Origin of the sequence: Lentzea sp. NPDC004782 (assembly GCF_040609115.1) — a bacterium.
Classification (GTDB): domain Bacteria; phylum Actinomycetota; class Actinomycetes; order Mycobacteriales; family Pseudonocardiaceae; genus Lentzea.
Genome location: NZ_JBEXJN010000011.1, coordinates 137,479 through 163,530 on the forward strand (window position 1 = coordinate 137,479; position 26,052 = coordinate 163,530).

The following is a 26,052-nucleotide window of genomic DNA, read 5'->3' on the forward strand; positions in this document are numbered from 1 at the left end:
TAGCCACCCCGGTTGAGGCCTGGAAGCCAAACGTACGCAATTGCCGGTGTGACCGAGAGAGCCCGGACCACGGTCTCGCAGGGTGGAACGAGAAGCCCTACACTCAAAATCGGTCTTGCGTTCAAGTTTGTACTGGCGTACTCACTACAGCGGTTGACGTCCGGCAGGGGGAGATCCGCACATGGCCCGCTTCGTGGTCGAGATGGTGTTCGAGACACAGGACGAGCGGTTAGACGAGGTCCGGCCCGCTCATCGCAGGTACTGGGAAGAGCTTGCCGCCCGCGGCGTGCTGCTGGGGGGCGGCCTGTACACGGACGAATCGGGCGGATTGATGCTCTGCGAGGCCGCCGACGGTTCGGCGTTGCGCCGTTTGGTCGACGGAGACCCTTATGTGCGAGGGAAATTGGTCCGCAGTGTGAAGATTCGCGAGTGGCACGTTCTCGTCGGCGACCTGACAACGCCGGCCGGCCGCGAGCCTGAACCGCAGCAATTGGGATTCACTATGGGTTCCGGTGCCGGTTCGCTGATTTCCCGCATCGAGAACGGACCGCGCATCACCCGCGCCGCGGTGGCCGCCGGTGCCCGCGCTCTCACCGCGCACGAGCACCGGATCGCCGAGCTGATCGTGCGCGGCAAGACCAACCGGGAGATCGCCGGCCAGTTCCGGGTGTCGGTGCGCGCGGTCGAGCTGCACATCACCAGCATCTACCGCAAGCTCGGCATCAACCGCAGGGCGCAGCTCGCCTCGGCGCTGGCGGCGTGAGGAGGAGGTGGCGATGAGGTTCGGCGTCAACGTCCCCAACTACGGCGACCGCGCGGCGCCCGGCGAGATCCTGCGCTGGGTGAGCAGGATCGAGGAGCTCGGCTACCACCTCGCGATGGTGTCCGACCACGTCGCGCTCACCCCCGACGTGGAGCGGCTCTTCCCCGCGCCGTTCTACGACCCGTTCGCCGCGCTGGCGTGGCTCGCGGGCCAGACCACCCGCATCGAGCTCGGCACCACGGTGATCGTGCTGCCGTACCGGCATCCTCTGCTGATGGCGCGGATGGCCGCGTCGATCGACCAGTTCAGCGGCGGCCGGCTGGTGCTCGGCGTCGCGGCGGGCTGGGCTCCCGCCGAGTTCGCCGCGGTCGGCGCCGACTACCGCTCGCGCGGCCGGGTCGCGGACGAGTCGTTGCGGGCGATGAAGGCGTTGTGGGCGAACGACATAGCGAAATTCGATGGCTCGCACGTCCGGTTCGGACCCGTGGCGACCGGCCCGCGGCCCGCACGGCCGATTCCGGTGTGGGTCGGCGGGCACAGCACCGGCGCGATGCGGCGGGCGGTGCTGCTCGGCGACGCGTGGCACCCGACGTCCGTGCCGCCGGGATACCTGGAGCAGATCGGCCTGCCGCAGCTGCGGCGCGTGGCCGAGCAGCGCGAACGGCCGGTGCCCGCGCTGGCGCCGCGCATCAAGCTGCGCCTCACCACGCGGCCGTTGCCCGACCACGGCCGGTTGCTCGGCGAGGGCACTCTTGACCAGATCCGCGGCGACCTCCACGGGCTGGAGTCGTTGGGCGCCACGCACGTCGTTCTGGACACGACCTATCCGGGGGAGACGGTGCGCAAGCCCGCCGAGCACTACCTGGGGTTGCTGGAACTCGTCGCGTCCGAGATCGTGGAGCTGAGGACGGGGGAGTTGCGCTGATGGGTGATCTGGACGTCCGCAAACTGCGCATGCTGCGCGAGCTCGACGAACGCGGCACCGTCGCCGCGGTGGCGCAGGCGCTGCACCTCACGCCGTCCGCGGTGTCGCAGCAACTCGTGGCGCTGTCGAAGGAAGCGGGCGTCCGGCTGATCGAACCGGTGGGCCGCCGCGTCCGGCTGACCGACGCGGCGCGCGTGCTCCTGCGGCGTGCCAACGAGATCTTCGCCGAGCTGGAGCGCGTCCAGGCCGATCTCCAGGCGTACTCGGAAGGCTCGGTGGCCGAGGTTCGCGTCGCGGGTTTCGCGGCCACCCTGTCCGGCCTGGTGCTGCCCGCCGTGCGCGAGCTGCGCGACAGCCACCCCGGGGTGGGCGTGCGGCTGGTCGAGTCGGATCCGCCGCACTCGTTCGACCAGCTGGTGCGCGGGGACGTGGACGTGGTGCTGAGCCTGGAGTCCAAGGACAGCCCGGCGGCCACCGACCGCCGCTTCCACCGGGTCGCGCTGCTGGCCGAACGGTTCGACGTCGCCCTGCCGGTGCACCACCCGCTCGCGCACGCGCCCGTCGTGCGGCTCGCGGACCTGTCGAACGAGGCGTGGATCTTCTCCAACACCGGGACGTGCCGCGACATCTCGTTCGCCGCGTGCATCGCGGCCGGGTTCACGCCCGAGATCGTGCACCACATCGGTGACTGGGAAGCGACCCTGGGCGCGGTGGCGCTCGGGCTCGGCCTGGCGCTGGTGCCGCGGTTGATCAACGCGGGACCGCGCGAGGACGTGGTGATCAGGGTGCTCGACGCCGAGCAGCCGACCCGGCACGTGTTCGCGGCGGTGCGCAGGGGCAGCGAGGAGGCACCGCACCTCGCGGCGGTGCTGGGCGCGCTGGCGACGGCGGCCGAGGCGAAGGCGGCCGATCGTGAAGTTTCCCTGCACGATTGAGAGCGGAAAATCTCGATGGAACTCTCCTCACGCGCGTGTGAAGCTGGCTGCAGAACTTCTCCGGTCTGGATTACCGACGTGAGGAACAGGGATTTCTGATGTCTGCTGCCGTGTCCAGGATGAGCCTGGTGAGGTTGGTCGCGCTCGGCCTCATCTGGGGCTCGGTCTTCCTCTTCATCAAAATCGCCGGATTCGCGTTCTCGCCCGTTCAGATGGTGTTCGCCCGGCTGGTGCTCGGCGCGGTCGTGCTGCTGCCGTTCGTGTACAGCCGCGGCGGCAAACTGCCGGCTTTCGGATCGATCTGGGGACACCTCGCCATCGCCGCGCTGCTCGGCAACGCGATTCCGTGGGTGCTCTTCGCGTGGGGTGAGCAGCACGGGTCGTCGAGCGTCGCGGGCGTGGTCAACTCGACGACGCCGCTGTGGACGATCGTCGGCGCGTACGTGCTCGGGCAGGACCGCAAGCTGACCGCCACCAAGATCGGCGGCGTGCTGCTCGGCATGGTCGGCACGATCATCATCGCGGCACCGTGGAACGCCGCGTCGACGGGCAGCACGAGCAGCATCGTCGCGTTCGTCGTGGGCACCGTCAGCCTCGGCGCGAGCTTCGCCTACATGGGCAAGTTCCTCGCCGGGCGCGGTATCCCGCCGCTCACCCTGGCGGCCGCGCAGCTGACCGCCGCGAGCGCGTTGTTGCTGCTCGCGATGCCGTTCGCCGGTCTGCAGCCGGTGCACCTGCGCACCGACGCGCTCGTCGCGCTGGCCGTGCTCGGGCCGATCTGCACGGGTCTCGCGTACGTGCTGAACTTCCAGCTGATCACCAAGGACGGGCCGACCGTCGCGTCCACCGTCACCTACCTCTTCCCGATCGTCTCGGTGGCTCTCGGCGCGCTGGTGCTCGGTGAGCCCGCGGGGTGGCCGCTCTACGTCGGTGCGATCGCGTCCGTCGCCGGGGTGATGCTCGTGCGCCGCAAGCCCAAGGCCGCGCAGGCACCGTCGCCCTCGTCCCCGGCCCCCGCGGCGGCGAAGGCCTGACCCCCGCCTTCCCGCCCGGCGAAGGGCCTTCCGGACATCGTCCGGGAGGCCCTTTTCCGCGTGCTGTGGCCAAATACCTTCGGCATCCCGCAAGAATTGATGTATCAAGCACTTCTGCGGACTTCCGTAGTGAACTCCCCAGTCCTCGCTCATAACGTCAGCGACGTTGGATCGCGACTCGAGGAGGAACCGGGGGAATGGTCAACCCAACCGCCCCACGACTGGGTGTCGTGGTGCCGTCCGGAAATGCGGCGGTCGAACCGGAGATCGCCGCGCTGCTGTTCGGTCATGTGAACGTCCACGCCACCCGTTTCCCGTTGTTCACCGAGTTCGAACAACGGGAGCGGATCGCGAAGTACAACGAGGCGCTGGCGCCCGCGATCGCGTCGTTCGGCCGCCTCGGCGCCCGTGCGGTCGTCGCCGAGTGCAGCGGGTCGCACTACCTGCAGGGGCCCGAGCGCGAGCAGGAGTTCTGCGACGACCTGAGCGCGCGGTTCGGCGTGGAGGTCACGACCGTCACGCGCACCGTGCTGGCGGCGCTCGCGAGCATCGACGCCACCGAGGTCACGCTCGTGTCCCCGTACGCCCAGTGGCTCACCGACCTCTCGCGGGGGTACTGGGAGGCCGCCGGGATCAAGGTCCGCGACATCGTGAAGGTCAAGTCCGCCAAGGGTTTCTCGCCTTACGACGTCACCACCGACGAGCTGGTCGAACAGGTCCGGGCGGCCGATCGCCCCCGTGACGAGGTGCTGCTCATGACCGGCACCGGCATGTTCACCCTGGCGGCGCTGAAGGAGCTCAAGGCGGGCACCGAACGCACGATCCTCACCTCGAACCTCGCCACCGCGTGGTGGGCGCTGGACCGGCTCGTGCCGGACGCGGTCGTGGACTGGCGGCTGGCGCCGTGATCGCCGTCGTCGGAGCCGGACCGGTCGGGCTGACGGCGGCCGTGGTGCTGGCGCGGGCGGGTGTCCCGGTCACGGTGCTGGAACGGGGACCCGCGCTCGGCACGGCGTCGCGCGCCTCGACGTTCCACCCGGCCACGCTCGACCTCCTGGCCGGGCTGGGCGTTGCCGAGGAGTTCATCGCTCGTGGCCGCAAGGTGCACGACCTGCAGTGGCGCAGCCGGACCGGCGAGCTCCTGACGCGCATGAGCTACGCCGCCATCGCCGACCGGACCGCGCACCCGTTCCGGCTGCACGCCGAGCAGACCGAGCTGACCCCGTTGCTGCTCGAGCACGTTCCGGACATCCGCTGGAACACCGAGGTCGTCGACGTCCGGCAGGACACCGACGGCGTTGAGCTGATCACGTCCGGCGGCACGATCCGCGCCGAGTACGTGATCGCAGCGGACGGCGCGCACAGCACGGTTCGCACCAAGCTCGGCCTGGGCTTCCCCGGCGTCGAGTACCCGACCTGCGCGTTGCGCGTCATCACGACCACCGAGCTGGACCGGTTGCTGCCCGGCCTCTCGCCGATGACGTACTTCCGGGACCCGGCCGGGTCGTGCAGCGTCCTCGGGCTGCCCGACCACTGGCGGGTGATCCTGCGCCTGCCCCACCAGACCGGCGTCTCGGTGGAAGCGTTGCTGCACAAGGCGTTGCCGACGCTGGCCGACCGGATCGAGGTGCGGGACGCGCACACCTACCGCACCTCGCGCCGCGTGATCGACAACTACAAGGTGGGACGCGTTCTGTTCGCGGGCGACGCGGCTCATCTGACCTCCACCGCCGGTGGCATGAACATGAACTGCGGCATTCACGACGCGGTCGATCTCGCCACCGCCCTGATCCGGGGAAGCGCACTGCTCGACGAGGCCGCGCGACGCCGCCGGAACGTGGTCACCGACCACGTCATCCCGCGCAGCGAAGCACGAGTGTCCGGAGTGGACGGACAAGCGGGCAGCGTCGAGGCCGCGGTGCGTCAGCTCGCCGCCACCGCGAGCGATCCCGCCGAAGCCGCGCAGTACCTCGTCCAGGCATCGATGCTCGACTCGGTGCCCAAGATGATTCAACACAGCCTCGAAGGGTCCGCTGCCTCATGAAGATCTGGTTCCACAAGCACACCGTCGAAGGCCGGCTGCCACTGCTCGACGAGTGGTACCGCAAGCACCTCGCCGAGGTCACCTCGCCCGGCACCGAGATCGTCATCAAGACGCTCCCCGAAGACACCTACGACACCGAGACGCCGTTCGACCTGGTGAAGTTCGGCGCGCTGCAGATCCACTTCAACGCCTACTTCGCCCGTGGCGCGGTGGAAGCCGAACGGCAGGGCTTCGACGCGTGGGTGATCGCCGCCGGGCAGGACCCCGGTCTGCACGACGGCCGTGCCCAGACGTCCATCCCGACCCTGGGCTACGGCGAGACGAGCTTCTTCTACTCGGCGATGCTCGGCTACAAGTTCGGTGTCCTCGGTTTCATGCCCGCGTTGCGGGAGATCATCACCGAGAACATCGAGCGCTACGGCCTGACCAGCCGCCTCGCCGCCTACGAGCTGGTCGACGACGGCCACGAGGCCGTGCGCCAGGCGCTCGACGGCGACTTCGACCGGTTCGTCGAGGTGTTCGACGCCGCCGCGAAGAAGGCCGTCGCCGCCGGTGCCCAGGTGCTGATCCCCGGCGAGGGCATCCCGGCGGAGATCTTCTGGCACCTCGGCATCAAGGAGCTGCACGGCGTTCCGGTGATCGACCCCGCCGGACTCCTGGTGCGGCAGGCGGAACTCGCGGTGAACCTCGGCCGCCTCGGCGTGGTGAACCGCTCCACGGCGGGCTACTGGTTCCGCCGGCCCGGCGACGCGCTCACCGAGCACGTCGAGAACGTCTTCCTCGGAAAGGCCATCTGATGTCTTCTCAGTTCCCCGTCGCCCGGCCCCGCCGACTCCGTCGCACGCCCGCGCTGCGCAGGCTCGCCACGGAGACCCGGCTGCACCCGAGCAACCTCGTCCAGCCGCTGTTCCTGCGCGAGGGCATCGACCAGCCGCGCGAGATCAGCTCGATGCCCGGCGTCTACCAGCACACCCGCGAGTCGCTGCGCAAGGCCGCCGCGGAGGCCGTGAGCGCGGGCGTCGGCGGCCTGCTGCTGTTCGGCATCCCGGTCTCCAAGGACCCGCTGGGCCTCGGCGCGACCGACCCCGACGGCATCCTGCAGGTGGCGTTGCGCGACGTCGTCGAGGAGGTCGGTGACGCGACCGTCGTGATCGGCGACGTGAACCTCGACGAGTACACCGACCACGGCCACACCGGCGTGCTCGGCCCGGACGGCGACGTCGACAACGACGCCAGCATCGAACGCCTCGCGGACATGGCCGTGGTGCAGGCGGAAGCCGGTGCGCACGTGATCGCGCCGAGCGCCATGATGGACGGTCAGGTCGGCCGGATCCGCGCGAAGCTCGACGCCGCCGGCTTCTCCCACGTGCCGATCATGGGTTACTCGGCGAAGTACGCCTCGGCGTTCTACGGCCCGTTCCGCGACGCCGTGGAGTCGTCGCTGAAGGGCAACCGCCGCGCGTACCAGCAGGTGCCCGGCAACATCCGCGAGTCGCTGCGCGAGGTCGACCTCGACCTGGCGGAGGGCGCGGACTTCGTGATGGTCAAGCCCGCCGGGGCCTACCTCGACATCGTGCGCCTGGTCGCCGAGCACGTCGACGTTCCCGTTGCGGCGTACCAGGTCTCCGGCGAGTACTCGATGATCGAGGCCGCCGCCGCGAAGGGCTGGCTCGACCGCGACCAGGTCGTGCTGGAGAGCCTCAACTCCATCCGGCGCGCCGGCGCGTCGATCATCATCAGCTACTGGGCGACCGAGTTCGCCACACGACTGGAGCGGTGAGCGTGGGAGACGTCAAGCTGACCGTGCTGGGCATCAGCCACTCCTCGGCCCCGGTGGACGTGCTGGAGCGCGTCGTGATCTCCGGTGAGGACCTGGACGCGGTGCTCGGCGAGATCAACTCGGAAGACGAGTTCGGGGCCGTCTACGCGTTGTCGACGTGCAACCGGATGGAGTTCTACGTCGAGAAGCAGTCCGAATCGGCCGCCTCCTCGTTGCGCGCCAAGCTGGTCGAGCGCCTCGGTCTGTCCGAAGAGGACGCGTCGAGGTTTCTCTACCAGCACGAGGGCGCGGACGCGGTGCGGCACCTGTACTCGGTGTCGAGCGGCCTGGAGTCGATCGTCATCGGCGAGGACCAGATCCTCGGCCAGGTCAAGGACGCGCTGGACCGCTCGCGCCGCCTCGGCACGGCCGGACCGCTCATCAACCAGCTGGTGCAGTCCGCGATCAGGGTGGGCAAGCGGGTCCGCACCGAGACCGACATCAACCGCGCCGGGCGCTCGCTCGCCACGGTCGGTCTGTCCGCGCTGGAACACGTCGTCGGCGCGATGTCCGGCCGGTCGGCGCTCGTCGTGGGCGCGGGGGCGATGGCCGGCGTGGTCGTGGCGGCGTTGCGCGGCAGCGGGCTGGCGCGCATCGACGTGGCGAACCGCACGCCGGAGAAGGCCGCTCGGCTCGCGGAGACAACGGGTGGCAACGGGTTCGGGCTGGAGCAGATCCCCAGTCTGCTCACAGCGGTGGACCTCGTCGTGACCTGCATCGGTGGCACCGGGGCGTTGATCACCGCTGCGGACGCGGAGGAGGCCGTGCGCCACCGCGCGGGGTCGCCGTTGTTCCTGCTGGACCTGGCGCTGCCGCGCAACATCGACGGTGACGTGGCCAAGGTCGACGGCGTGTCGCTGGTCGACCTGGAGACCTTGGCGGGCAACGGCCCGGACGAGTCGGCACTGTCCAGTGTGGCCTCGGTCCGGGCGTTGATCGACAGCGAGGTCGAGGGCTTTCTCGCGGCGCAACGGGCCGCGAAGGTCGCGCCGGCGCTGGTGAAGCTGCGGACCGTCGCGTCGACGACGGCGGAGGCCGAGCTGGGCCGGTTGTTCCGGAAGGTGCCGACGTTCGACGAGCAGCACCGGTCGGAGATCACGCTGTCGGTGCACCGGATCGTGGAGAAGGTGTTGCACGGGCCCACTGTGCGGGCCCGTGAGCTGGCCGGTGCCCCTGACGGCTCGCAGTACGTGGAAGTGCTGGGGAAGTTGTTCGACCTCCCCGAGGCGAATGAGGTTGTGGCATGAGTGAGTTGTCCCTGTTGTGGAACGCCGAGTCCGTCGCGGTCATCGGCGCGACCGAACGCGAGGGGGCGCTGGGCCGCAAGCCCGTCGCGTACCTGCAGCGCTACGGCTACCCCGGCCGCATCCTGCCGATCAACCCCAAGGGCGGCACGATCCTCGGCTACCAGGCCTACCCCTCGGTGCTGCAGGCGCCCGGCCCGATCGACCTCGCGTTCATCGTGGTGTCGGCCGACCGCGTGCCCGCCGCCGTCGACGACTGCGTGGCCGCCGGGATCAAGGTCGCGATCATCGCGTCGTCCGGGTTCGCCGAGACCGGCGACGAGGGCGCGGCGCTGCAGGCCGAGACCGTGGCACGGGCGCGGGCCGGTGGCCTGCGGCTGATCGGGCCGAACTGCATCGGCGCGGTCGGCTTCGGCAACAAGGTGATGGCGACGTTCAGCCCGTTGTTCTCCGCCGAGGCCGTGGTGTCGCTGGAACCGGGCGGGCTCGGCATCGTCTCGCAGAGCGGTGCGCTGGGCTTCGGCGCGGCGTCGCTGGGCATCGAGCGCGGCATGCGGCCGGGCTGGGTGATCACCACCGGCAACGACGCCGACGTCTCCGCGCTGGAGGTCCTCGCCGAGCTGGCCGCCGAGCCGTCGTGCACCGGGCTGCTGGGCTACCTGGAGAACGTCCCGGACGTCGCGGCGCTGCGGTCACTGGCGTCGTCGGGCAAGCCGGTGGCGCTGCTCAAGTCCGGTCGCAGCGAGGAAGGCGGCCGCGCGGCCGCCTCGCACACCGGTGCGCTGGCCACGGACGACCGGGTGCTGGACGCGGCGCTGCGGCAGTTCGGCATCGTGCGGGCCGGGGACATCGACGAGCTGCTCGACGCCGGTGACGCGTTCACCTCGCCGCGCAGGCCTCGTGGGCCGCGGGTCGCGATCGTCACGACGTCCGGTGGCTCGGGCATCCTCGCCGCCGATGACGTTGTCGCCCAGGGGCTCGAGCTGACGCCGTTGAAGGACGAGACGCGCGCCGCGCTGGCCGAGATCATCCCCAGCTTCGGTTCGGCGAACAACCCGGTCGACATCACGGCCGCGGTGCTGAGCGATCCCTCGCTGTTCGACCGTTCGCTGGACGTGATCGCCGCGGACGACACCGTCGACATGATCATCGGGTGCTTCTGCGTGATGACCGACGGGGACGTCGACAAGGCGGTGCGGGCGCTCGCGAAGGTGGCGGAGAAGTCCGGCAAGCCGGTGCTGGTGTCCCGCACCGGCGCGGACTTCCTCGCACCGAACGCCCGCGCGACGCTGCGGGAGGCCGGTCTGCCGGACTACCCGTCGCCTGCCCGGGCCGTGCGCGCTGCCGCTGCTTTGTGGCACGTGAGCAAGCCGCGTTCCGCGGAAGCGTTGGCGGGCTTGGAAGTTGCGGCTCCTGCGGGTGAGCTGACCGAGCCGGAGCTGAAGGCGCTGTTGTCGCAGGCCGGGCTCTCCGTGCCGGTCGGGCGGGTGGTGGCGTCGGCGTCCGAGGCCAAGGCCGTGGTGGACGAGGTCGGCGGGACCGCGGTGTTCAAGGCGGTCGTGCCGGGCCTGGTGCACAAGACCGACGTCGGCGCGGTGAAGGTCGGTGTGGTGTCGGCGGACGCGGCGGCCGCGTTCGACGAGCTGTCGGCGTTCGGTGGCGCGGTGCTGGTCGAGGAGCTGGTCGGCGAGGGCGTCGAGCTGATCATCGGCGTGCGCACCTCGGACCTCGGCCCGGTGCTGACGCTGGGTCTCGGCGGCATCTTCACCGAGGCGCTCGACGACGCGACCTCGCGGCTGCTGCCTCTCGCGCCTGGAGACGCGGCGCAGATGGTCTCCGAGCTGCGCGGCAAGGCGTTGCTGGACGGCGCGCGCGGCCGTGCCGCGGCCGATGTCCCGTCGCTGGTGCGGACGCTGGAAACCGTGGCAGCGCTGGTGTCCGGTTGGGAGGGCGGGTTCGAGCTCGACCTCAACCCCGTCCGGGTGCTCGCCGAGGGCACGAAGATCCTCGACGCCGCTCACGTGATCGCGAAGGAAGCCTGAGATGACTCTGTCCATTGTGGATATCGGTAAGCCGGCTTCCGCTCCCGAGTCGGAGGCGTTGTTCGAGCGCGCCCAGAAGACCGTGCCGGGCGGGGTGAACTCGCCGGTGCGGGCGTTCCGCGCGGTCGGCGGCACGCCGAGGTTCATGAAGAGCGGCAAGGGCGCGTACATCACCGACGCGGACGGTCGCGAGTACGTCGACCTGATCTGCTCGTGGGGCCCGATGATCCTCGGCCACGCCCACCCGGCCGTGCAGGAGGCCGTGCACGAGGCGATCGGCCAGGGCACGTCGTTCGGCACGCCGACGCTGAACGAGGTCCTGCTGGCCGAGGAGATCGTGGCCCGCGTGGACCCGGTCGAGTCGGTGCGCCTGGTCAGCTCCGGCACCGAGGCGACGATGTCCGCGATCCGCCTGGCGCGCGGTTTCACCGGCCGCACCAAGGTGGTCAAGTTCGCGGGCTGCTACCACGGCCACGTCGACGCGCTGCTGGCCGCGGCGGGTTCCGGTGTCGCGACGTTCGCGCTGCCGGACACGCCGGGCGTCACGGGCGCGCAGGCCGGCGACACGATCGTGCTGCCGTACAACGACCTCGACGCCGTCCGCGCCGTTTTCGCCGAGAACCCGGACGCGATCGCGTGCGTGATCACCGAGGCGTCGCCGGGCAACATGGGCGTCGTCCCGCCCGCCCCCGGTTTCACCGCCGGGCTGCGCGAGCTGACGTCCGCGTTCGGCGCCCTGCTGATCTCCGACGAGGTCATGACCGGGTTCCGGCTCTCGCGCGCCGGGTGGTACGGCCGCGAGGGCGTGGCCGCCGACCTGTTCACGTTCGGCAAGGTCATGGGCGGCGGTTTCCCGGCAGCGGCGTTCGGCGGCCGCGCGGACGTGATGGCCCACCTCGCCCCGGCCGGCCCGGTCTACCAGGCGGGCACGCTGTCGGGCAATCCCGTTGCCACGGCAGCAGGTCTGGCGACCCTGCGGCACTGCACGCCCGACGTGTACACGCACCTGGACGCGACGGCGACGGTGGTCGGCGGGATGATCTCGGACGCGCTGGCCCGCGAAGGCGTCGAACACCAGCTGCAGCACAGCGGCAACATGTTCTCGGTGTTCTTCGCCGCCGAGCCGGTGACGGACTTCGAGTCGGCGAAGGCCAGTGAGACGTTCCGCTACAACGCGTTCTTCCACGCGATGCTGAACCAGGGCGTCTACCTGCCGCCGTCCGCGCTGGAGTCGTGGTTCCTGTCCGCCGCGCACGACGACGCGGCGCTGGACCGGATCGCCTCGGCCCTGCCGCTGGCCGCCAAGGCCGCAGCCTCGGCCTAGGTGCTCGATGAACGGCGCTTTCGTCCACGTGAGGTGGACGAAGCGCCGTTCATCGTTTTCAGACCTTGGCGGTGACCTCGACGTCGATGTTGCCGCGCGTGGCCTTGGAGTACGGGCAGCGCTGGTGCGCCTGCCCGACCAGGTCGTCCGCCTGCTCCTGGGTGAGACCGGGCAGCGTGGCGACGATGTGCGCGCCGAGGTGGTAGCCGTCCTCGCCCTTCACCAGGTCCACCGAGACCGTGACGGTGCTGTCGGTGAGGCCGGCCTTCGCGTTGCGCGCCACCAGTCGCAGCGCCGAGTGGAAGCACGCGCCCCACCCGGCCGCGAAGAGCTGCTCGGGGTTCGTGCCCTCGCCGCTGCCGCCGACCTCCTTGGGACTGGTCAGTTTCAGGTCGAGCACCCCGTCGGCGGACGTCGCCGCGCCCTGCCGGCCGTCCCCGCTCGACGTGACCTCCGCCGTGTAGACCACAGACACTTCTGCTCCTCTCGTTTTGGCGCCGAAGCTAGGTGGGTTCTCCCGCCGCGGTCACTACGGGACCTCGTAGCGACTTCGCGCGCCCGCGCGGGAAGTCTGGGCAGCGTCGTCGTCGAGTGGTTGGAGGGGTTGTGCCTGGTCCGTTGGAAGGCGTGCGGGTGCTGGAGATCGGCGGGTCGGTCGCCGGGGCGTTCGCCGCGACCGTGCTCGCGGACCTCGGTGCGGACGTGCTGCGCATCGACCGGGCGGCCCAGGTGCCCGCCGCTCCCGCCGAGCCGTCACCCGACCCGCTGGGCCGCGGCCGCCGGTCCGTCGCCGTGGACCTGAAGCACCCGGACGGCCCCGCGGTCGTGCTGGACCTCGTCGCGGCCGCCGACGTCGTGGTCGAGGGCGGACGACCCGGCAGCGCGGAGAAGCTCGGCATCGGCCCGGAGGTGTGCCTGCAGCGCAACCCGCGGCTGGTCTACGGTCGCGTCACGGGCTGGGGCCAGGACGGTCCGCTGGCCCGGCGCGCGGGCCACGACATCACGTTCCTCGGTGTCACGGGCGCGCTGTCGGTGCCGGGCCAGGCCCCGGCCACGCCGCCGCCGTACTACCTGTCGAGCTTCGCGGGAGGCGCGCTGCAGCTGGTGATCGGCATCCAGGCGGCGCTGCTGGAACGCGCGCGTTCCGGGCAGGGCCAGGTGATCGACGCGGCGATGGTCGAGGGCACCGCGCTGCTGTCCGTGCTGATCGACCAGTGGCGCCACACCCCCGGCCGCGTCACGGTGGTCGACGCGCCGTTCTACACGACCTACGAGTGCGCCGACGGCCGCTTCCTGTCGGTCGGCGCGGTGGAGCCGCACTTCTACCGCGAGCTGCTGGACAAGCTCGGCCTGGGCGAGGTCGCGTTGCCCGACCAGTACGACGAGTCCGGCTGGCCGCTGCTGACGGTGAAGATCGGCGAGGCGTTCCTGTCCCGCGACAGCACGGAGTGGGAGAAGATCTTCGCCGACTCGGATGCCTGCGTGGCACCGGTGCTGGCGCCCTCCGAGGTCGCCGGGCACCCGCACCTGCAGGCACGCGGCTCGTTCGTCGACGTCGGCGGTCAGCACCAGCCCCGGCCCGCGCCGCGGTTCTCCCGCTCGGGGACCGGGGTGCCGTCGGTGGCGCCGTACGCGGGCCAGCACACCGCGTCCGCCCTGCGGGACTGGGGAGTGGACGGGTGGACGGACAGCGAGGCGGTTCGGGGCGTCTGATGCGCCAGGTCCTCACCCTCCTGCCCGGCATGGTGGCGCTGGGCCTGGACGCGTACGTCGTGGCCGGAGTACTGCCCCAGATCAGCGCCTCCCTGCACCAGCCGGTCCCCGCGGTGGGCCAGCTCGTCACCGTCTTCACCCTGTCCTACGCACTTCTCTCGCCGATCGCCGCAACATTGGTGACCGGCAAGCCGATGCGCGTGGTCCTGCTGTCCGCCCTGGCCGTCTTCACCGTTGGCAACGCCCTGAGCGCCGTGGCCACCTCACTCGCGTTCCTGCTGCTGTCACGGGTGATCGCGGGCTTCGGCGCGGGCCTGTACTCCCCGATGTCGGCGGCCACCGCGGCCGCCCTCGTCGCACCGGAACGCCGCGGCCGCGCCCTCGCGCTGATCACCATCGGTCTGAGCTCCGGCACCGTCGCGGGCGTGCCGCTGGGCCTGCTGCTCGCGTCGCACGTCGGCTGGCGCGGCACGTTCTGGCTCGTCACCGCACTAGGGGTGGTGGCGATGTGCGGGGTGGCGGTGTCGTTGCCCGCCATCCCGCCCGCCGCACCGCCGTCGCTCAAGGCGCGCCTGGGAGTCCTGGCCGACCGGCACGTCCTGTCGATCGTGCTGGTGACCGTCTTCTCCACGCTCACGAGCCTCGGCACCTACACCTACATCGCCCCGATCCTCAACCGCGACAACGTGACCGTCTACCTGGTGATCTGGGGTCTGGGCGGGCTCGTGGGCAACCTGCTGGTGGGCGCGGTGATCGACCGCTGGCGCGACACCCGCGCCCTGATGGGCGTCCTGCTCACCGTGATGGGCGCGAGCCTGGCGCTGCTGCCCGTCGGCCCACCCGCCCTGCTGGTCTTCCTGTGGGGCGCCAGCGCGTGGAGCTGCCCGGCCACGCAGCAGCACCGGGTGATGGCGGCACGACCGCTGGAGGGCCCGGTCGCCGTGTCGCTCAACGCGTCCGCGATCTACCTCGGCTCGTCGCTCGGGGCGGGGCTGGGCGGCACGGTGCTGGCGAGCGGGGGAGCACCGGCGTGGCTCGCGTACGGGTTCGGCGGCCTGGCGGTGTGCGCGGCGGTGCTCAACCAGCTGATCACCGCCAGGCCGGTGCTCAGCAGCGCCTGACCCGCACCACCCCGCGGCTCGACTCCACGATCGCGAAGTTCAGCCGGTCCGGATCCGCCGACCCGAGCATCACGCGCACTTCGCCGTTGACGTTGATGTTGCGCGGCGAACCGCACGGCGACCATTGGATCTCCGTCGAGCTCGGGCGGTAGCTCGTCTGCCAGTCGTCGCTGAACGGCCCGGTGAACGTCTGGGTCACCGCGGCGGTGGGCGACGTGCCCTGGAGGTAGGTGCTGATCCGGCTGAGGCCGGTAGCGCCGTCCTGCAGATGCGCGTAGCCCTCGTAGGTGGTGCGCGCCAGGCCGTAGGTGTAGCCATCCGGCACGGACACCCGGATGTTGACCTGGCAGTTCTTGCGCATGTCGACGGGTGAGGAACCGTCACCTGCCCGTGCCAGGAACGTGTGATAGCTGATGGTGAATGTTCTGTCGGTGGTGGCGACGTCGGCGTCGCCGGCCGGGCAACCCGAGCCGTTGACGGTCACGACCTCGAGGGTGGCCGTGGGTTCTTCTTCCGCCGCGTCGATGGGCGCGAGGGCGGTCAGAGCTACCAGTGCTGCCGCTGCCGTGTTCAGCATGACGAGGAACCTCTCCGAGGAGTCCGGGGCGGCGGGCCGAACCAGACGCTAGTGAGGAAGTTCCCCGGTTATCTGACGATTGCCTGACGATTCAGGGCTTGAACGGCAGCAGCTCCTCCTCGACACCGGGCCGCACGACGACGCACGTCGACTCGGGCACCTCCTGCCAGGCGCCCACCAGGTCGCCCAGCGGTTCGGACACGATCAGCCGCGAGTCGTCGGCCAGGTCGTGCAGCGCCGGGTTGTCGGGGTACTGGCGGCGCAGCGTCGTCACGTCGGTGCTGTGGAACAGCGTTCGCGACTTGCCGCGGCTCGAGTAGCGGAACGCCCAGGTGGTGGAGCCGTCGGTGACCGCGACGGTCATCTGGACCGGGTACTCGACGCCCGCGCGCCTGCCGACGTCCTCGACGAACTCGACCATGCGCGCGACGGCGGCGGGCGGGTCCTGGTCCAGGCCGAAGCTGACCGCGAGGTAGAACATGATCTCTGAGTCCGTCGAGCCCTCGATCAGCGGGAACAGCAGCGGGTCGATCGCCAGCGCCAGCTCGCGGCGCACCAGCGGGAACTTCGCCACGAGCCCGTTGTGCATCCACAACCAGTTCTTCCAGCGGAACGGGTGGCAGTTCGACCGCTGCACCGCGCCGCCGGTGGACGCCCGCACGTGCGCGAACACGCGGTCGACGGTGATCTGCGCGGACAGCTCGCGGAGGTTGCGGTCGTTCCACGCGGGCTCGGTGCTCAGGAACAGCCCCGGCGTGCTCGTGCTGCCGTACCAGCCGATGCCGAACCCGTCCCCGTTCACGGCCGTCGCGCCCAGCCGGGCGTGCTTCGACTGCATGACCAGCGAGTTCTCCGGCGCGTAGAGCAGTTCCTCCAACAGCACCGGCGAACCGGAATACGCGAGCCACCGGCACATGACGGACCTCCCTTTGCCCAGCGGCTACATGGGAACACGGACCGGACGGCGAACGCGAGGTTTGCGGCGGCGCGCCTTCCTCAGGCAGCATGCTGGGTGTGACGGTTCCCCCCGGCGTGCGGCCTCCGGCCTCTCCGCAGCACTTCGAGACGATCGAAACGCGCGCGCCGGTCCAGGTCGTCCAGCCGGTCGAGCAGCCGCGGGAACGTCACGACATGGCCGTCATCGGCCCGATCGCCGCGCTCGTGCTCGCACTGACGATCAGCACGCTGGTCCTGCAGCACCCGGCCGCGCGTGCCGTGGCCGCCGGGCTCGCGACGCTCGGGCTGATCGTCGCCGTGGTGCTGATGCTGATGGCGAAGAAGCCGGACAAGCCGAAGGGCGGCAGGCACGTCGCCCGGCACCGGGTGGAGCCCGAGGAGGGCACCGTGCGGATCACGCCCGGCTGGAACGCCCCCGGCTCCCGTCGCTGACCAAGCGCGATCTTCGTCGTGGATGAAGGGTTCCTTCCTCCACCTGAGGTCGATGAAGGCGCCCTTCATCCACGACGCAAGCGCTCCTGCGGACGTGTCCTCCGGCAGCCTGCTCAGAGGTCCGGGGGAGTGGTGCTGGTCAGCCGCGGATCGGGCTGACCGCCCGACATCGCGAGCACCCCGCGCAGCACCTGCAGCAGCTTGCGCAGCCCGCTCGGCCTGCGCCGGTCGATCCCAGCGACCAGCTGCTTCAGCACGGACAGCTGGTCGAAGTAGATCCGCTCGGTGACCAGGTTCTCGTGCTCGTCGAAGATGAAGTACGCCGTCATCCGCGTGCGATGCGTGCCACCGGTGGCCGGGATCCTGCCCAACGGCCCGAGGTGCGTGCCGAGCAGCCAGAACTCCACGATCACCGCGTCGGCGCTGTGCCGGAACGAGATCAGCTCGTGGTGCTGGTCGGGGAACGCGACGCGCGTGTCGGTGTAGTACTGCCGCACCGCGCTGTCGCCGTCGTGGACGACCATTTGGGCGATGATCTCGTAGTGCGGGTGGGGGAACGTCGACAGCGTGGCGTCCCAGTCGTGGGCCACCTCGTCGCGGAAGTGGTCGAGCACGAGCTTCTCCCTGGCCTCCAGGACCTCCCGCGCGGGCAAGGTGAACCGGTCGGACATCAAATTCCTCCAATACCCACGGTGTGGGTTAAACGCTAAACCCACACCGTGGACATCCGCAAGGCACAATGGCCGGGTGACCGGAACCCGCCGAGGCCGCCCCCGCACGCCGCTGCTGTCCCGCGAGTCGATCGTCGCGGCGACGCTGCAGGTCATCGACGCGGAAGGCACCGCGGCGGTGGGCATGCGCTCGGTCGCGCGGGCGCTCGGGGTCGACGCGAAGAGCCTCTACAACCACGTCGACGGCAAGGACGGCCTGCTCGACGCCGTCACCGAGCACCTGCTGGGCGGCCTGGTCCTGCCCGCACCCACCGGCGACGCCCGCCGCGACCTGCGCGCCATCGCCGACAGCTTCCGCGACCAGGCGCTGAAACACCCGCAGGCCGCTCCGCTCGTGCTGACCCGCCAGCTCGCGTCCCCGCAGGCGCTCGCCCCCGTCAACGCCGTGCTGGCGGTGCTGCGCGACGCGGGCGCGGGCACCGAGGAGGCCGTGCACATGCTGCGGATGCTGCTCGCCACGCTGATCGGCACGCTCCTGCGCGAGGTGTCGGCGGCTCCGGCGTTCGGGAGCAACGACCGCGAGGACACGCTCACCGCGAGCGGGCTGCCCGCGCTGGTCGACGCCGCGGCGCACCTCGCCCGGTTCGACCGCGAGGCCGAGTACGAGTACACAGTGGACCTCGCGATCACGGCCGTGCTGCACCGACTCGGATGACAACCGGTTGATCTCCCGCGCGTCCTGACTGGTGGACAGGTTTCGCAAGAAGGGGGACAGGACGTTGGTTGTTGACCGCCGCTCGGTTCTGGCACTGGGCGCGGGTGCCGCGCTGGCCGTCGCCGTGCCCGCCCAGGCCCAGGCTTCGACGATCACCGGCAAGCTGCGCGAGCTCGAACAGCAGCACGGCGCGCGTCTCGGCGTGTTCGCCACCGACACGGGCACCGGCCGCACGGTGTTGCACCGCGCGGATGAGCTGTTCCCGATGTGCTCGACGTTCAAGACTCTCGCGGCCGCGGCGATCCTGCGTCGCGACCACGACGGTTCGTTGCTGCGCAAGGTGATTCACTACACGCAGGACGACGTGACGAAGTCCGGCTACGGCCCGATCACCGGCAAGCCGGAGAACCTCGCGAACGGCATGACCGTCTCGGCCCTGTGCGAGGCGGCCATCACCCACAGCGACAACTGCGCGGCCAACCTGCTGCTCAAGGAGCTCGGCGGTCCCACCGCCATCAGCCGCTTCTGCCGCTCGATCGGTGACCCGGTCACGCGCCTCGACCGCTGGGAGCCGGACCTGAACTCGGCGGAACCGGGCCGCACCACCGACACCACGTCGCCGCGCGCCATCGGCCAGAGCTACGCGCGCCTCACGCTGGGCCACGCGCTCAACCGCGCCGACGCCGACCAGCTCACGAAGTGGTTGCTGGCCAACACGACCGGCGCCAACCGCATCCGCGCGGGGTTGCCGGCGGCGTGGCGGCTCGGTGACAAGACCGGCACCGGCAAGTACGGCACCACCAACGACGCCGGCATCGCGTTCCCGCCCGGACGGTCGCCGATCGTGATCGCGGTGCTGTCCACCAAGGCCGCGGACCCGAACGCCCCCGCGGACGAACCGCTGCTGGCCAAGACCGCCGAACTGGTGACGGGCTCGTTGGGCTGAATGCCGAGCGCTCGGGCGCCCCGTCTGGTCAGATGGGGCGCATGAGCCTCTGGGGGAGATCATTCCTGCTCACCGTCGCGCTGGTGGCCACCCTTGTGGCGCCGGCGCACGCGAGCAACAGCATCAGCGTGTCCGCGGCCGAGGTGACGCTGCCGCCCGGCCAGAACTCGGCGTCGGTGAACGTCAGCTGGCACACCGACGGCAACCAGGTCGTGCAGATCTGGATCCGCGAGACCGGCAAGGCCGCCAAGCTCTGGCAGCAGACGTACGACGGCAGCGCCACCTGGCCGTACCTCTACGCGGGCACCACCACGACGTTCGAACTGCGCGGCGGGCCGAGCTTCGCGACCCTGCTCGGCACCGCGAGCAGCACCGGGAAGCTGCCGGGAAAGCTCAGCGCCAGCCGCACGCACCTCGCGCTGGCACCCGGCGCCACCGGCACCGTCGACCTGACGTGGACCACTTCGCTCAGCAACGCGCAGGTGTGGGTGTCGCACGACGAAAGCCCGCAGAAGCTGTACGCGCAGGGCCCGTCCGGCACGGGCCGGATCACCTGGATCAGCCGCGGCACCACGGTGTTCACGCTCTGGTCGGGCACCGCGCAGGAACACCTGCTCGACGCCCTCGTCGTCACCGCCGACTCCGGCGCGACCGCGTCCTTCGACCAGTCCGTCGTCAACGCGGGCGACCCCGTCACGGTGCGCTGGACGGGTGGTGAGGCACGGCTGGTCAACGACGACGGCACCGAGACCGTGCTCAGCGGCGGGTCGGCCGCGATCGGCACGCGGGGCGCGGACCGCAAGGTCGTCCGGGTCTACGAAGGCGGCCAGGTCGTCACGCACGCCGGCGTCACGATCCTGCGCGACGGCCGCGGCTGGTCGGGCTTCAACTACCTGCCGGAGCACGACAGCCGCTACCAGGAGTACCTCGGCGACGCGGTGTGGCCGCAGGTCCGCGACCAGGTCGCGCGGGACTTCGACGTGATCGCGTCCACCGGCGGCACCGTCGCGAGGATCCTGCTGTGGCCGGAGAAGAGCACCGACGCGCCGGCGCAGGCCCGCAACCTCGCCGACCTCGCGGGTATCGCGAAGCGACGCGGCGTCCGGCTCGTGATCGCGTTCGCCAACAGCTGGCTCACCAACCCGAACTGGCAGAGCGACCGCACGAAGTGGGCCGAGTTCGCCGTCACCAGCGCCAACTGGATGAACACCTACATCAACGCCCTCGAACCCACCGGCGCGGTGCTCTACTACGACCTGCAGAACGAGACGTCCGGCGTGCGCGGCAACCAGCCGAACCTGCAGAGTGCTTACGTGGCGATGGTTTACGACCGCACGGCCGCGCCGAGGGGCAAGCGCGGCGTGTCCGTCATGCACGCGGCGACCGACGGCCCCGACCTCGCGGAGGCGTTGGTGGGAAAGCAGATGGACTTCGTCGACGTCCACGGCTACAGCACCCTCGACCTGCTCGACGGCGCGGTGCGCGGGCTGCGGCAGAGGTTCCCGGCCGGCACGGTGGTCGTCGGGGAGATCGGCAAGAGCGCCACGGACCAGCAGGCGGAACGCGCACAGGCCGACTACACCCGGCAGACGCTCCAGACGACCGCCGACCTCCGGGTGCCGCTCACCCTGGCCTGGGAGCTCTACGACGACCCGCGCACGCCACCGCACCCGAACAGCATCGCCATGGGCTACCTCGCGAAGGAACGCGCCAAGCCCGCGTTCGGGGTGCTGTGCTCGCGCTGGAGCCTCGTGCCCGACTGCGGCACGCTCCGCGAGGCCTCGGCGCCACAACCGTCCACTTTGGAGGTGAGCGCGAACTTCCCGGTGCGGCCCGGAGTTCTCACGCCCAACGCGGTCCTGCGCGGCAACGGCACCGTCCGGCTCGTGGTCACCGAGCTCGACTCGGCCGGCCGTGAGCTGGCCACGACGCTGACCGAGCCGGTCGCGGTCGGTGCGGCGGGGCTCGACTACCTGCGGCACCAGGGGGCGGACGTCCGGCTGGGCAACGGCACGACGTCCGTGCGGGTCGTGGTGCGGGCGGAGGGGGCGACGCGGCTGCAGGTGGACGCGCTGACCGCGGGCGTCAGGTGATGATCGGCACCCAGAGCTCGATCACGGTGTGCCGGCGGTAGAACTCGACGAGCGGCCGGGAGGAGTCCCAGGGCCCCAGCGCCTTGAGCTCCTCCATGGCCGGTCCGATCCGTTCGTACAGCTCCGGCGGCTCGCCTTCCAGCACCGTGCGCCGGTAACGGCCACCGGGCAGCACGCCGACGGTCAGGTCGTAGGAGTCGCCGGGCAAGCGCGGCGTGCACACGGTGTAGGTGCCCGCCGTCTCGTCGACGCGGGCGAACATCTTGCGGCCCTTGAGCCCCACGAGGTTCTCGAACCAGTCCCACGCCTCGGTCATCGCGGTGACCTCGTCCGCGACGGTGTGTTCGAACACTTCGACGTCGAACGCGTCGAATGCGTTGTGCGTCAACCCGATCATGCGTCCCCCTTGTCAATCAGACCCTAGCCGAGCATGAATTCACCGGCTACCGTGCAACGCGAATCTCGTTCACGTTCCCAAAGGCGGCGGCGATGCGGCGGGCAGTCCTGTTCACGGTCCTCTTCCTGCTGGCACTGGTGATCACACCCGTGCACGCGGAGTCGTTCGACGGCACCGAACTGCGGGTGTCCGGCGGGGTCTTCCGCGACGAGTACGGCCGGGAGGTCGTGCTGCGCGGCTTCAACGTCTCCGGCACCGCGAAGCTCGCCGAGAACCGCGGCCTGCCGTTCGCGAACGTCGCGGACGCGCGCAAGTCCGCGATCGCGATGAAGCAGCTGACCGGCGCGAACGCGGTGCGGTTCCTGCTGACGTGGGCCTGGGTCGAACCGCGGCGCGGCCAGATCGACCACACCTACCTGGACGGCGTCACGCAACAGCTGCGGGCGTTCACCGACCAGGGGATCCGCGTCTACCTCGACTTCCACCAGGACCTGTACTCGCGGTACCTGTTCAACCCCGGCAGCTGGTACACCGGCGACGGCGCGCCGGCGTGGGCGGCCAGCGGGTATCCCAAGGAGTCGTGCGGCATCTGCGTCCACTGGGGCCAGAACATGAAGAGCAACAACGCCGTCACTGCCGCCACCTACGACTTCTGGCACAACCGCGACGGCGTGCAGGACTCGTTCCTCAACGCGGCCGGCGCGGCGCTCGAGCACGTCCGGGAAGCCCTGCCCGCCAACGAGTTCAAGCTCGTCGTCGGGGTCGACCCGTTGAACGAGCCGTACGCGGGCAAGTACGACAACGGCCAGACCTCGCAGCAGTGGGAGCGCGATCTCCTGATGCCGTTCTACCAGCGCTTCCGCACCAAGATGGACGAGGCCGGCTGGACGGCGAAGCCCGCGTTCGTCGAACCGCTGGTGTTCTGGAACCAGAACGTGGACTCGTTCGCGGAGCCCGGCGGTCTCGCGCTGGTGCCGTCGCTGGGCGAGCGGTTCGTGTTCAACGCGCACTTCTACGACGGCAAGGCGCAGTCGGGCGTGCTGATGCCGGGCAAGGCGGGCGACGGCCAGTACACCCAGGCGTTCGGCACGATCCGCGACCGCGCCCGAGCCCTCGGCACCACGGCGATCGTGTCCGAGTTCGGGCACCCCGTCGCGGGCTTCACGTCCGACAAGACGCCCTCGGTGCTCAAGGCGATCTACCAGGGCCTCGACTCCACCGCGCCGGGCGCGCGCTGGTGGTCGGCGCCGCGCGGCACCGTGATCTCGGGCAGCCAGTGGCACTGGGACATCAACTACGGCCGCCACCACGAGCTGATGAACGACAACCCGGACAAGGTCAAGACCGACGGTGACGCCATGAACGACGAGCACTTCTCGGCGGTCGGGCTCGACGCGTCCGGCAACCCCGTGCTGACCGTCGACCGCGGTGTCGTCGACCGCGTCTACCCGCAGGCCGTCGCGGGCACCACGCTCGCGTTCACCTACGAGGACCGGGTTCACCAGTCGTGGCAGCAGATCCCGCTGACCGCGGTGCGCACGCTGGTCGGGTCGGCGCCGTTCGCGGTGCTCGTCTGGGACTCCAACGGCGGGTCCGCGCCGACCGAGGTGCACCTGCCGCAGTCGCTGCGCTCGCCGCTGGTCGTGAGCTCGGCCGCGACGGCGGTGGACGGTGACAAGCTGGTGCTGCGGGCCGGTGCGGGACGGCAGTTCGCGCTGGTCACGGCCCCGTCGGGCGCGAACACGGCGGCGGCGGAGGCAGAACTGCGGCAGTGGTCCGTAAGCTGGTGAGGTGCGTACAAGGCCCACCCTGACCTGGTCTCCTTCGGGTCCGTCGCTGCCGCGCACCACCACCCTCACCGACGTCGTCCCGATCGTCGCGGACGGCGGGGTGCTGGTGCTCAGCGGCGCGGGCCTGTCCACGGAGTCCGGCATCCCGGACTACCGCGGCGAGGGCGGGTCGCTGCGCAAGCACACCCCGATGACCTACGAGGAGTTCACGACGAGCGCGGCGGGCCGGCAGCGCTACTGGGCCCGCAGCCACGTCGGCTGGCGCACCATCGCCCGCGCGCGGCCGAACGCCGGCCATCACGCGGTCGCCAGGCTGGCGCCGGTGCTGGCCGGCGTCATCACCCAGAACGTCGACGGCCTGCACCAGGCCGCGGGCAGCCGGGACGTCGTGGAACTGCACGGCGGCCTGGACCGGGTGATCTGCCTTTCCTGCCGGACCCTCTCGCCGCGCCTCGGGCTGGACCGGCGCCTGCGCGAGGCGAACCCGGACTTCGCCGCCACGACCGACGAGATCAACCCGGACGGCGACGTCAACCTGGCGGAGGAGGCCGTGCGCGGCTTCGAGGTCGTCGGCTGCACCGAGTGCGGCGGCGTCCTCAAACCGGACGTCGTGTTCTTCGGCGAGAACGTGCCGCGCCCGCGCGTCGAGCAGTGCTACGCGCTCGTCGACAACGCCCGCGCGCTGCTCGTCCTCGGCTCCTCGCTGACGGTCATGTCCGGCCTGCGGTTCGTGCGCCGCGCCGCCGCTGCCGGGCTGCCGGTCGTGATCATCAACCGCGGCGAGACCCGCGGCGACCCGTTCGCCTCGCTGCGCGTAGACCTGCCTTTGGGTCAATCCCTCACCGAGCTGGCCGACGCCGTCGATGAAGGGCGCCTTCCTCCACCTCAGGTGGATGAATGAGCCCTTCATCGAGCACCCCGGCAGGATCGCGGGTGCTCAGAACTGCTGGGAACGGAACTGGTCCAGCACCCGCCGCTCCCGCTTCGTGGGCCGCCCGGCACCCCGGTCCCGCCGCGCGATCGGGATGTCCGGCGGTGGCGGGGGAGTGCGGTCGATGAAGCACGTGGCCGCGTCCGCCGCGCCCACCCGCTTCTGGATGACCCGGACCACCTCGACGATCCGCGTCTTGTCACCGACGCGGGCGCGGACCTGGTCGCCGGGCACGACGGTGGTGGACGGCTTCGCGGGCTTGTCGTTGATCCGCACGTGGCCGCCGCGGCACGCCTGGGCGGCGTCCGGGCGGGTCTTGGTCAGCCGGACCGCCCACAGCCAACGGTCGATGCGCGTGGACTCCACTCCGCCATCATGGCACTCTTGGAGATCATGAAGCTTCTGGCGGTCGCTCTGACCCTCGCCGCGTCGCTCACGCCCCTCGGCCCGCTCGGTGAGCTCACCGACCTCGCCGTGCAGCGCGTCCAGGTGGCGGACCTGGTGGCAGCGGCCAAGTTCGGCACACCGCAGCCCATCGACGACCCGGTGCGCGAGAAGCAGGTGCTCGACACCGTGCGCGCCAAGGCCGCGGAACTGGCACTCGACCCCGAGAACGCGGTGACGTTCTTCCGCGCCCAGATCGAGGCGAACAAGCTCGTGCAGCGCGGCCTCTACGCGCGCTGGACCGAGCACCCGGAGGAGGTCCCGCAGCACCGCCCGGACCTCGGCACCGAGGTGCGGCCGGTGCTCGACCGCCTCACCACGAGCATCCTCGCCGAGCTCAAGGACACCGAGCAGCTGCGCCACCCCACGCTGAGGTGCCGGATCGACGCGGTGATCGCGGAACGGTCGGCGGTCGTGCTGCGCGGCCTCGACCGGTTGCACGAGGAGGCGCTCGGCGAGGCGATGGGCCCGGTCTGTTCGAAGTAGACGGTCAGAACGGCGGCAGCGGGCGCGCGCCTTCCGGCCTCAGCCCGTCGAACAGGATCGCGAGATAGCGCTCCCACAGGTCGGGCCGCGCGTCGGGCACGTGCTTGACCACGTCGTTGGGCACACACATCAGCAGCATCACGTCGGTGCCGGTGACGTCGGGCCGCAGCGCGCCCTGCGCGCGGGCCCTGTCGACCAGCGCGGTGATGGCGAGCGACATCCGCAGCTGCGCTTCCCCCACCTCCACGCCGAGGTCCGCCGACAGGAACGAGAGGTCGAGCTGCTGCCGCTGGCGTGCCGCGTACCGCATGAACTCCAGCAGCGCGGCACCGGCGTCGGCGGCGCCGGCCAGTTCCGACGCCAGCTCGGTCAGCCGGGTGACGCGGTCCAGCACGATGGCGGCGATCAGGTCGTCCTTGGTCGGGAAGTGGCGGAACACCGTGCCCTTCCCCAGCCCCGCCCGGTGCGCGATCTCCGCGACCGGCGCGTCCACCCCCTGCTCGGCGAACACCTCGACCGCCGCGGAGAGCAGCGACGAGCGGTTCCTGGCGGCATCGGCACGCGGAGACACGCTGATCAGCCTAACAAGTTGACCGCACGGTCCGTTTCGAGCACTCTAAGGTGACCAGACGGTCATCTTAGTGGGGGT

27 protein-coding genes are annotated in these 26,052 nt (G+C 70.7%); 20 read left to right on the forward strand and 7 right to left on the reverse strand.

Annotated features, from left to right (window positions below):
* Positions 1-181: 181 nt before the first annotated feature.
* From ABZV40_RS13235 to hemL, 11 genes are all read left to right on the forward strand, one after another.
* A complete protein-coding gene (locus ABZV40_RS13235) occupies positions 182-763 on the forward strand; it encodes a LuxR C-terminal-related transcriptional regulator (protein WP_355439530.1) in 582 nt (193 codons plus the stop codon).
* A 13-nt stretch (positions 764-776) separates the two neighbouring features.
* Positions 777-1,688: a TIGR03619 family F420-dependent LLM class oxidoreductase gene (locus ABZV40_RS13240; RefSeq protein ID WP_355439533.1), complete on the forward strand. Its 912-nt coding sequence runs from the start codon at positions 777-779 to the stop codon at positions 1,686-1,688.
* Complete coding sequence (locus ABZV40_RS13245; RefSeq protein ID WP_355439536.1) at positions 1,688-2,623, forward strand: LysR family transcriptional regulator; 936 nt, start codon at positions 1,688-1,690, stop codon at positions 2,621-2,623. Before ABZV40_RS13240 ends, ABZV40_RS13245 begins: the two co-directional genes overlap by 1 nt.
* A 98-nt stretch (positions 2,624-2,721) precedes the next feature.
* Entirely contained in the window at positions 2,722-3,657 is a 936-nt protein-coding gene (locus ABZV40_RS13250; RefSeq protein ID WP_355439539.1) for a DMT family transporter, read from the forward strand.
* A gap of 197 nt (positions 3,658-3,854) precedes the next feature.
* Positions 3,855-4,565, forward strand: a complete 711-nt coding sequence (locus ABZV40_RS13255; RefSeq protein WP_355439542.1) for a hypothetical protein — start codon at positions 3,855-3,857, stop codon at positions 4,563-4,565.
* Positions 4,562-5,701 (forward strand): FAD-dependent oxidoreductase, encoded by a 1,140-nt coding sequence (locus ABZV40_RS13260; RefSeq protein ID WP_355439545.1) that lies wholly within the window; start codon positions 4,562-4,564, stop codon positions 5,699-5,701. The genes ABZV40_RS13255 and ABZV40_RS13260 overlap by 4 nt, the downstream gene beginning before the upstream one ends.
* Positions 5,698-6,498: an aspartate/glutamate racemase family protein gene (locus ABZV40_RS13265; RefSeq protein WP_355439548.1), complete on the forward strand. Its 801-nt coding sequence runs from the start codon at positions 5,698-5,700 to the stop codon at positions 6,496-6,498. Before ABZV40_RS13260 ends, ABZV40_RS13265 begins: the two co-directional genes overlap by 4 nt.
* Positions 6,498-7,481 carry a porphobilinogen synthase gene (gene hemB / locus ABZV40_RS13270; protein WP_355439551.1) on the forward strand — a complete coding sequence of 328 codons (984 nt, stop codon included), beginning with the start codon at positions 6,498-6,500 and terminating at the stop codon, positions 7,479-7,481. Before ABZV40_RS13265 ends, hemB begins: the two co-directional genes overlap by 1 nt.
* Before the next feature lie 2 nt (positions 7,482-7,483).
* Positions 7,484-8,767: a glutamyl-tRNA reductase gene (gene hemA / locus ABZV40_RS13275; protein WP_355439554.1), complete on the forward strand. Its 1,284-nt coding sequence runs from the start codon at positions 7,484-7,486 to the stop codon at positions 8,765-8,767.
* Positions 8,764-10,806, forward strand: a complete 2,043-nt coding sequence (locus ABZV40_RS13280; RefSeq protein ID WP_355439557.1) for an acetate--CoA ligase family protein — start codon at positions 8,764-8,766, stop codon at positions 10,804-10,806. The genes hemA and ABZV40_RS13280 overlap by 4 nt, the downstream gene beginning before the upstream one ends.
* A gap of 1 nt (position 10,807) precedes the next feature.
* On the forward strand, positions 10,808-12,130 hold the full coding sequence (gene hemL, locus ABZV40_RS13285) for a glutamate-1-semialdehyde 2,1-aminomutase (RefSeq protein ID WP_355439560.1): 1,323 nt from the start codon (positions 10,808-10,810) through the stop codon (positions 12,128-12,130).
* Between the two features lie 58 nt (positions 12,131-12,188).
* Here hemL and ABZV40_RS13290 read toward each other — a convergent pair whose 3' ends face one another.
* On the reverse strand, positions 12,189-12,605 hold the full coding sequence (locus tag ABZV40_RS13290; RefSeq protein ID WP_355439563.1) for an organic hydroperoxide resistance protein: 417 nt from the start codon (positions 12,603-12,605) through the stop codon (positions 12,189-12,191).
* Positions 12,606-12,736: 131 nt separating this feature from the next.
* Here ABZV40_RS13290 and ABZV40_RS13295 point away from each other — a divergent pair, with 131 nt between their 5' ends.
* Both ABZV40_RS13295 and ABZV40_RS13300 read left to right on the forward strand, forming a co-directional pair.
* A complete protein-coding gene (locus ABZV40_RS13295; protein ID WP_355439566.1) occupies positions 12,737-13,843 on the forward strand; it encodes a CaiB/BaiF CoA-transferase family protein in 1,107 nt (368 codons plus the stop codon).
* Entirely contained in the window at positions 13,810-14,964 is a 1,155-nt protein-coding gene (locus ABZV40_RS13300; protein ID WP_355439569.1) for an MFS transporter, read from the forward strand. The genes ABZV40_RS13295 and ABZV40_RS13300 overlap by 34 nt, the downstream gene beginning before the upstream one ends.
* Here ABZV40_RS13300 and ABZV40_RS13305 read toward each other — a convergent pair.
* Both ABZV40_RS13305 and ABZV40_RS13310 read right to left on the reverse strand, forming a co-directional pair.
* A complete protein-coding gene (locus tag ABZV40_RS13305; RefSeq protein WP_355439572.1) occupies positions 14,951-15,541 on the reverse strand; it encodes a DUF4360 domain-containing protein in 591 nt (196 codons plus the stop codon). The genes ABZV40_RS13300 and ABZV40_RS13305 overlap by 14 nt on opposite strands.
* A gap of 91 nt (positions 15,542-15,632) precedes the next feature.
* Complete coding sequence (locus ABZV40_RS13310; RefSeq protein WP_355439575.1) at positions 15,633-16,457, reverse strand: class II glutamine amidotransferase; 825 nt, start codon at positions 16,455-16,457, stop codon at positions 15,633-15,635.
* A gap of 98 nt (positions 16,458-16,555) precedes the next feature.
* Here ABZV40_RS13310 and ABZV40_RS13315 point away from each other — a divergent pair, with 98 nt between their 5' ends.
* Positions 16,556-16,930, forward strand: a complete 375-nt coding sequence (locus tag ABZV40_RS13315) for a hypothetical protein (protein ID WP_355439578.1) — start codon at positions 16,556-16,558, stop codon at positions 16,928-16,930.
* Between the two features lie 113 nt (positions 16,931-17,043).
* On the opposite strand, the gene ABZV40_RS13320 is transcribed toward ABZV40_RS13315, so the two are convergent.
* Positions 17,044-17,601 (reverse strand): ester cyclase, encoded by a 558-nt coding sequence (locus ABZV40_RS13320; protein ID WP_355439581.1) that lies wholly within the window; start codon positions 17,599-17,601, stop codon positions 17,044-17,046.
* Between the two features lie 76 nt (positions 17,602-17,677).
* Between ABZV40_RS13320 and ABZV40_RS13325 the strand changes: the two genes are divergently transcribed.
* From ABZV40_RS13325 to ABZV40_RS13335, 3 genes are all read left to right on the forward strand, one after another.
* Positions 17,678-18,316, forward strand: a complete 639-nt coding sequence (locus tag ABZV40_RS13325; RefSeq protein ID WP_355439584.1) for a TetR family transcriptional regulator — start codon at positions 17,678-17,680, stop codon at positions 18,314-18,316.
* Positions 18,317-18,380: 64 nt separating this feature from the next.
* Entirely contained in the window at positions 18,381-19,262 is an 882-nt protein-coding gene (bla, locus tag ABZV40_RS13330; protein WP_355439587.1) for a class A beta-lactamase, read from the forward strand.
* A 41-nt stretch (positions 19,263-19,303) separates the two neighbouring features.
* Positions 19,304-21,355: a hypothetical protein gene (locus ABZV40_RS13335; protein ID WP_355439590.1), complete on the forward strand. Its 2,052-nt coding sequence runs from the start codon at positions 19,304-19,306 to the stop codon at positions 21,353-21,355.
* On the opposite strand, the gene ABZV40_RS13340 is transcribed toward ABZV40_RS13335, so the two are convergent.
* Positions 21,348-21,752, reverse strand: coding sequence for a hypothetical protein (locus ABZV40_RS13340; protein WP_355439592.1), 405 nt, complete (start codon positions 21,750-21,752; stop codon positions 21,348-21,350). The two genes, ABZV40_RS13335 and ABZV40_RS13340, sit on opposite strands and share 8 nt — an antisense overlap.
* Before the next feature lie 92 nt (positions 21,753-21,844).
* Between ABZV40_RS13340 and ABZV40_RS13345 the strand changes: the two genes are divergently transcribed.
* Both ABZV40_RS13345 and ABZV40_RS13350 read left to right on the forward strand, forming a co-directional pair.
* The gene (locus tag ABZV40_RS13345; RefSeq protein ID WP_355439595.1) at positions 21,845-23,542 is read left to right on the forward strand and encodes a cellulase family glycosylhydrolase; all 1,698 of its coding nucleotides are present in this window, start codon (positions 21,845-21,847) and stop codon (positions 23,540-23,542) included.
* Between the two features lies 1 nt (position 23,543).
* Positions 23,544-24,443, forward strand: coding sequence for an NAD-dependent protein deacetylase (locus ABZV40_RS13350; protein ID WP_355439597.1), 900 nt, complete (start codon positions 23,544-23,546; stop codon positions 24,441-24,443).
* Between the two features lie 36 nt (positions 24,444-24,479).
* Here the strand turns inward: ABZV40_RS13350 and ABZV40_RS13355 are convergent, their stop codons facing one another.
* Positions 24,480-24,839 (reverse strand): RNA-binding S4 domain-containing protein, encoded by a 360-nt coding sequence (locus ABZV40_RS13355; RefSeq protein WP_355439600.1) that lies wholly within the window; start codon positions 24,837-24,839, stop codon positions 24,480-24,482.
* Positions 24,840-24,848: 9 nt separating this feature from the next.
* Here ABZV40_RS13355 and ABZV40_RS13360 point away from each other — a divergent pair, with 9 nt between their 5' ends.
* Positions 24,849-25,403 (forward strand): chorismate mutase, encoded by a 555-nt coding sequence (locus ABZV40_RS13360; protein ID WP_355439603.1) that lies wholly within the window; start codon positions 24,849-24,851, stop codon positions 25,401-25,403.
* Positions 25,404-25,407: 4 nt separating this feature from the next.
* Here the strand turns inward: ABZV40_RS13360 and ABZV40_RS13365 are convergent, their stop codons facing one another.
* Positions 25,408-25,974, reverse strand: a complete 567-nt coding sequence (locus ABZV40_RS13365; RefSeq protein ID WP_355439606.1) for a helix-turn-helix domain-containing protein — start codon at positions 25,972-25,974, stop codon at positions 25,408-25,410.
* Between the last annotated feature and the right edge of the window lie 78 nt (positions 25,975-26,052).